This is a genomic window from Kitasatospora sp. NPDC093558, assembly GCF_040683475.1.
Classification (GTDB): domain Bacteria; phylum Actinomycetota; class Actinomycetes; order Streptomycetales; family Streptomycetaceae; genus Kitasatospora.
This window is the reverse complement of sequence record NZ_JBFBDY010000485.1, coordinates 1-4,851: the sequence shown is the minus strand read 5'-3', so window position 1 is coordinate 4,851 and position 4,851 is coordinate 1. Positions and strand designations below refer to the sequence as shown.

The following is a 4,851-nucleotide window of genomic DNA, read 5'->3' as shown; positions in this document are numbered from 1 at the left end:
GGGCCGACCTGCGCGAGCGCGTACGCGGGGCCGGCCTGCACCGGGTCTTCGTCAAGCCCGCGCACGGCTCCTCCGCCTCGGGGGTGGTGGCGCTGGAGTTCGGCCCGCGCGGCCAGGTGCAGGCCACCACGTCCGTCGAACTCGCCGACGGCGAACTGCACAACTCGCTGCGCGTGCGGCGCTACCGCGGCGAGCCCGAGGTGGCCGCGATCATCGACGGACTCGCGCCGGACGGGCTGCACGTCGAACAGTGGGTCCCGAAGGCCTCACAGGGCGGCCGCTCGGCGGACCTGCGGATCGTCGTGATCGCCGGCCGGGCCACCCACGCCGTGGTGCGCACCAGCGCCCAGCCCATGACCAACCTGCACCTCGGCGGCGCCCGCGGCAGCCTCGACCTCGCCCGCGAGGCCGCCGGGCCCGCCTGGCCGGCCCTACTGGAGACGGCCGAGCGCGCCGCCGCCTGCTTCCCCCGCTCGCCGATGGTCGGCGTCGACGTCCTGCCCGTCACGGGCTGGCGGCGCGCCGTGGTCGGCGAGGTCAACGCCTTCGGCGACCTCCTGCCGAACCTCACCGGCCTGCCCGGCGGCCCCGCCGAGGGCCTCGACACCTACGGCGCCCAGCTGGCCGCCCTGACCGCCGCCCACACCGGAACGACAGAACGATGAACCACCGGACGCCCGACATGAACGCCGCCGCCAACACCGACGCCACCACCCTCGACGCCGCCACCACCGACGCGAACCCCGCCGCCGACCCCGATATGAACGCCGTCGTGGGCACCCACGACCTCCTGCTCGTCACCCTCGACACCCTCCGCTTCGACGTCGCCGAGGAACTCGCCGCCGCCGGCCGCATCCCGCACCTCGCCGCGCATCTGCCCGGCGGCCGCTGGGAGCGCCGCCACGCGCCCGGCAGCTTCACCTACGCCTCCCACCAGGCGATCCTGGCCGGCTTCCTGCCCACCCCGGCCTCGCCCGGCGGCCCGCACCCGCGCCTGTTCGCGGCGCGCTTCGCCGGTTCGGAGAGCACCGCCCCGCGCACCTGGGTCTTCGACGCCCCCGACCTGCCGACCGCGCTCGGCGCGGCCGGCTACCGGACGGTGTGCATCGGCGGCGTCGGCTTCTTCAACAAGCAGGGCCCGCTCGGCTCGGTACTCCCCGGCCTGTTCCAGGAGAGCCACTGGGAGCCCGAGATGGGCGTGCCCTCGCCGACGTCCTTCGAAGCGCAGGTCGCCCGGGCCGAGCAGGTCGTCGCCGAACAGCCCGCCGGGCAGCCGCTGTTCCTGTTCCTGAACGTCTCCGCCCTGCATCAGCCGAACTGGTTCCACCTGCCCGGCGCCACCCGCGAGCACGGCGACTCGCGGGCCAGCCACGCCGCCGCGCTGGAGTACGTGGACGCCCACATCGGCCGCCTGTTCGCGGCGATGAGCGCCCGCCGCCCGTGCTTCGCGGTCGTCTGCTCCGACCACGGCACCGCGTACGGCGAGGACGGCTACACCGGCCACCGGATCGGCCACGAGGTGGTCTGGACGGTCCCGTACGCCCACTTCACGATCCCGCACCGCTCCACGCCTCCCCACCAGTCCACGCCTCCCCACCACTCCACGGTCCCCCACCACCCCGCGGCCCCCCGCACGACCACCACCGAGGAGCCCGCGGCATGACGACGGCACCCCCGCGCACCGAATCGCCCTACCTGTCGTACGTCTACGCCTACCCCCACAAGACGGCGTACCGCCCGCTGCCCGGACGCCCGGCGCTGGCCGAGTTGTGGGCCGGCGAGGCGCAGCACGCGCTCTCGCTCTACCTGCACATCCCGTTCTGCGAGGTGCGCTGCGGCTTCTGCAACCTGTTCACGCGGATCGGCAGCCCGGAGGGCCTGACCACCGCGTACCTGGACGCGCTGGAGCGCCAGGCCGCCGCCGTCCGCCCGGCGCTGGACGCCGACGCCCGGTTCGCGGTGGCCGCGTTCGGCGGCGGCACGCCCACGTACCTGACGGCGGGCGAGCTGGAGCGGCTGTGCGACATCGCCGAGCGGCGCATGGGCGCCGACCTGCGCGCGATACCCCTGTCGGTGGAGGCGTCCCCCGCCACCGCCACGGCCGACCGGCTGGAGGTCCTGGCCGCCCGGGGCACCACGCGGCTGAGCCTCGGTGTGCAGTCCTTCGTGGACGCGGAGGCCCGTTCGGCGGTCCGCCCGCAGAAGCGCGCCGAGGTCGAGGCGGCCCTCGGCCGGATCCGCGCGGCCGGGTTCCCGGTGCTGAACATCGACCTCATCTACGGCATCGACGGCCAGACCGAGGCCAGTTGGCTGCACTCGCTGGACGCCGCGCTGGCCTGGCAGCCCGAGGAGCTGTACCTCTACCCGCTGTACGTCCGCCCGCTCACCGGCCTGGCCCGGCGCGGCGAGCAGGAGAGCCTCCCTGCCTGGGACGCCCGCCGGCTCGCGCTCTACCGCACCGGCCGGGACCACCTCCTCGGGCACGGCTACGAGCAGGTGTCGATGCGGATGTTCCGCCGCGCCGCCTCCCCGCAGGCGGGCGTGAGCGAGTACGCGTGCCAGACCGACGGCATGGTCGGCCTCGGCTGCGGGGCGCGCTCGTACACCTCGCGGCTGCACTACTCCTTCGACTACGCGGTCAACGCCACCCAGGTGCGCGGCATCATCGACAAGTTCGTGGCCACTGAGGACTTCCACCACGCTGAACACGGATTCCCCATGACCGACGACGAGCCGCGCCGCCGCCACCTCGTCCAGTCGCTGCTGCAGGCCGGGGGCATGCCGCTCGCCGACTACCGCGCCCGCTTCGGCAGCACGCCCGCCGAGGACTTCCCCACCGAGCTGGCCGAGTTCGCCGAGCGCGGCTGGCTGGCCGGGGACGACCGGCCGGCCGAGGACGGCGCGCGTCTGGTGCTCACGCCGGAGGGGCTGGCGCACTCGGACGCCGCTGGGCCGATGCTGTTCTCGCCCGAGGTCCGGGCGCTGATGGCGGACTACGAGGCGAAATGACGTTCCTCGGCATGCCGTCGCCACCGGCCAGTGAACCTCCCGCGAAGCCTCCCACCGATGACTCCCCGCGGGACCTCACCCTCCTCTACCGCGGCCCGCTCTCCTCCTGCGACTACGACTGTCCGTACTGCCCGTTCGCCAAGCGGCGCGACACGCCCGACCAACTGCGGGCCGACCGAGCCGCGTTGGAGCGCTTCACCGCCTGGGCCGCCGGCCGGTCGGGCACCGGCGACACGCTGTCCCTGCTGTTCACCCCGTGGGGCGAGGGCCTGGTGCGGTCGTGGTACCGCCGCGCGCTGGCCGAGCTGAGCCGGCTCCCGCACGTCCGCCGCGTCGCGATCCAGACCAATCTCAGCTGCCGCACCGACTGGCTCGCCGGGGCCGACCTCGACACCCTCGCGCTGTGGGTGACCTACCACCCCGGCCAGGTCACCCACGACCGCTTCCTCGCCAAGTGCCGCGAGCTGGACGGGCTCGGCGTGCGCTACAGCGTGGGCGTGGTCGGCCGGCCCGAGCACCTCGCCGAGGCGCAGCGCCTGCGCGCCGCGCTCGCCCCGCACGTCTACCTCTGGATCAACGCCGCCGAGGGCCGCACGTACACCGACGCCGAGGCCGCGCAATGGGCCGTCCTCGACCCGCATTTCGGCTACAGCCGGCACGCACACCCGAGCGCCGGGCACCCCTGCCGGACGGGTGAGTCGGTGCTCTCGGTGGACGGCGACGGCACGGTGCGCCGCTGCCACTTCGTCCGGGACGTCCTCGGCAACCTCTACGACGGCAGCTACCGCGCCGAACTCCGCACGCGCGCCTGCCCGTTGCCGGTGTGCGACTGCCACATCGGCTACGTCCACCTGGAGACGCTGCCGCTGTACGAGCTGTTCGGCGCGGGCGTCCTGGAGCGGATACCGGCGGGGTGGCCACGCGAACGGTAGAGCGCGCCGAGAGCCCCTGGTGACCCGCGGCAACCTCCCGTACACGCCCAGCGCACGCCCCGCACCGGCTCCCCGTCCGCCGAGCGGACACGCCCCCACCTCCCTAGCCTGGTAACCAGGAGGAGGCGAACCACCATGCTTGGAGACGGACCGCTACAAGCAGTCATCCCCGCCACCGATCTCGGCCGCGCCAAGGCCTTCTACACGGACGTCCTCGGCCTCAAGCTCACCCGCGAGGACGAGGAGCAGCTGTTCTGCGAGTGCGGCGGCACCGAGTTCTCGATCTACCACACCCCCAGCGGCGGCCAGGCCGCCCACACCCTCGCCAGCTTCAAGGTCGCCGACCTCGACGGCGAGATGGCCGCCCTGCGCGAGCGCGGCGTCACGTTCGAGGAGTACGACTTCCCCGGCCTGAAGACCGTCGACGGCGTCGCCGAGCGCGACGACCTCCGCGCTGCGTGGTTCAAGGACAGCGAGGGCAACATCCTCTGCCTCGCTCAGCGCACCGCCACCTGATCACCACCACGAAACCCACCCCACCCCGGCCACCGGAACGCTGCACGGAGCAGCCCGGTGGCCGGGTGCTCCCCGGAAACGTGCCCACCCGCCGCGCGCCGATAGGCTGCCGACGTACTGCCGGACACCGGCAGGGGCCCGGCAAGGGGCTTCGGACGGACGGCGAAGGCGGCAGGCACGATGGCGGCACACACGACGGAAGACCGCAGCGCCAAGCTGCTGCGCGTGCTGGCCCGCCTGCGGCTGACCACCGTCTACGTGCTGCTCCTGACCGCGACCGCCGCCTGGCTCGCGAGCCAGAGCCACGCCGAGCGGGCCCGCTTCGTCCGGCACAACAGCAGCAACGTCCACCACATGGAAGTGGGCAAGTGGTGGACGCTGTTCACCAGCGGCC

At 73.8% G+C, this 4,851-nt stretch carries 5 protein-coding genes and 1 pseudogene; all 6 read left to right on the top strand.

Translation table 11 applies throughout. The annotated features are described in order from the left end of the window. Positions 1–665 (top strand): STM4014 family protein (locus AB0O00_RS29695; protein ID WP_363656959.1); only part of this gene is annotated, 665 nt, incomplete at its 5' end. 95 nt (positions 666–760) lie between these two features. Then, positions 761–1,663 (top strand): STM4013/SEN3800 family hydrolase, encoded by a 903-nt coding sequence (locus tag AB0O00_RS29690; protein WP_363656961.1) that lies wholly within the window; start codon positions 761–763, stop codon positions 1,661–1,663. Beyond that, positions 1,660–3,009 carry an STM4012 family radical SAM protein gene (locus AB0O00_RS29685; RefSeq protein WP_363656957.1) on the top strand — a complete coding sequence of 450 codons (1,350 nt, stop codon included), beginning with the start codon at positions 1,660–1,662 and terminating at the stop codon, positions 3,007–3,009. The genes AB0O00_RS29690 and AB0O00_RS29685 overlap by 4 nt, the downstream gene beginning before the upstream one ends. A gap of 11 nt (positions 3,010–3,020) precedes the next feature. After that, positions 3,021–3,941 carry an STM4011 family radical SAM protein gene (locus AB0O00_RS29680; RefSeq protein WP_363656955.1) on the top strand — a complete coding sequence of 307 codons (921 nt, stop codon included), beginning with the start codon at positions 3,021–3,023 and terminating at the stop codon, positions 3,939–3,941. A gap of 135 nt (positions 3,942–4,076) precedes the next feature. Further along, positions 4,077–4,457 (top strand): VOC family protein, encoded by a 381-nt coding sequence (locus AB0O00_RS29675; RefSeq protein WP_363656953.1) that lies wholly within the window; start codon positions 4,077–4,079, stop codon positions 4,455–4,457. A 180-nt stretch (positions 4,458–4,637) separates the two neighbouring features. Further along, positions 4,638–4,851: pseudogene (locus tag AB0O00_RS29670) on the top strand (hypothetical protein); the annotation flags it as partial.

Bases quoted from the DNA above. Each gene is read 5' to 3' on its own strand.
- AB0O00_RS29690 (WP_363656961.1), top strand. From the start codon at position 761: ATGAACGCCGTCGTGGGCACCCACGACCTCCTGCTCGTCACCCTCGAC.
- AB0O00_RS29685 (WP_363656957.1), top strand. From the start codon at position 1,660: ATGACGACGGCACCCCCGCGCACCGAATCGCCCTACCTGTCGTACGTC.
- AB0O00_RS29680 (WP_363656955.1), top strand. From the start codon at position 3,021: ATGCCGTCGCCACCGGCCAGTGAACCTCCCGCGAAGCCTCCCACCGAT.
- AB0O00_RS29675 (WP_363656953.1), top strand. From the start codon at position 4,077: ATGCTTGGAGACGGACCGCTACAAGCAGTCATCCCCGCCACCGATCTC.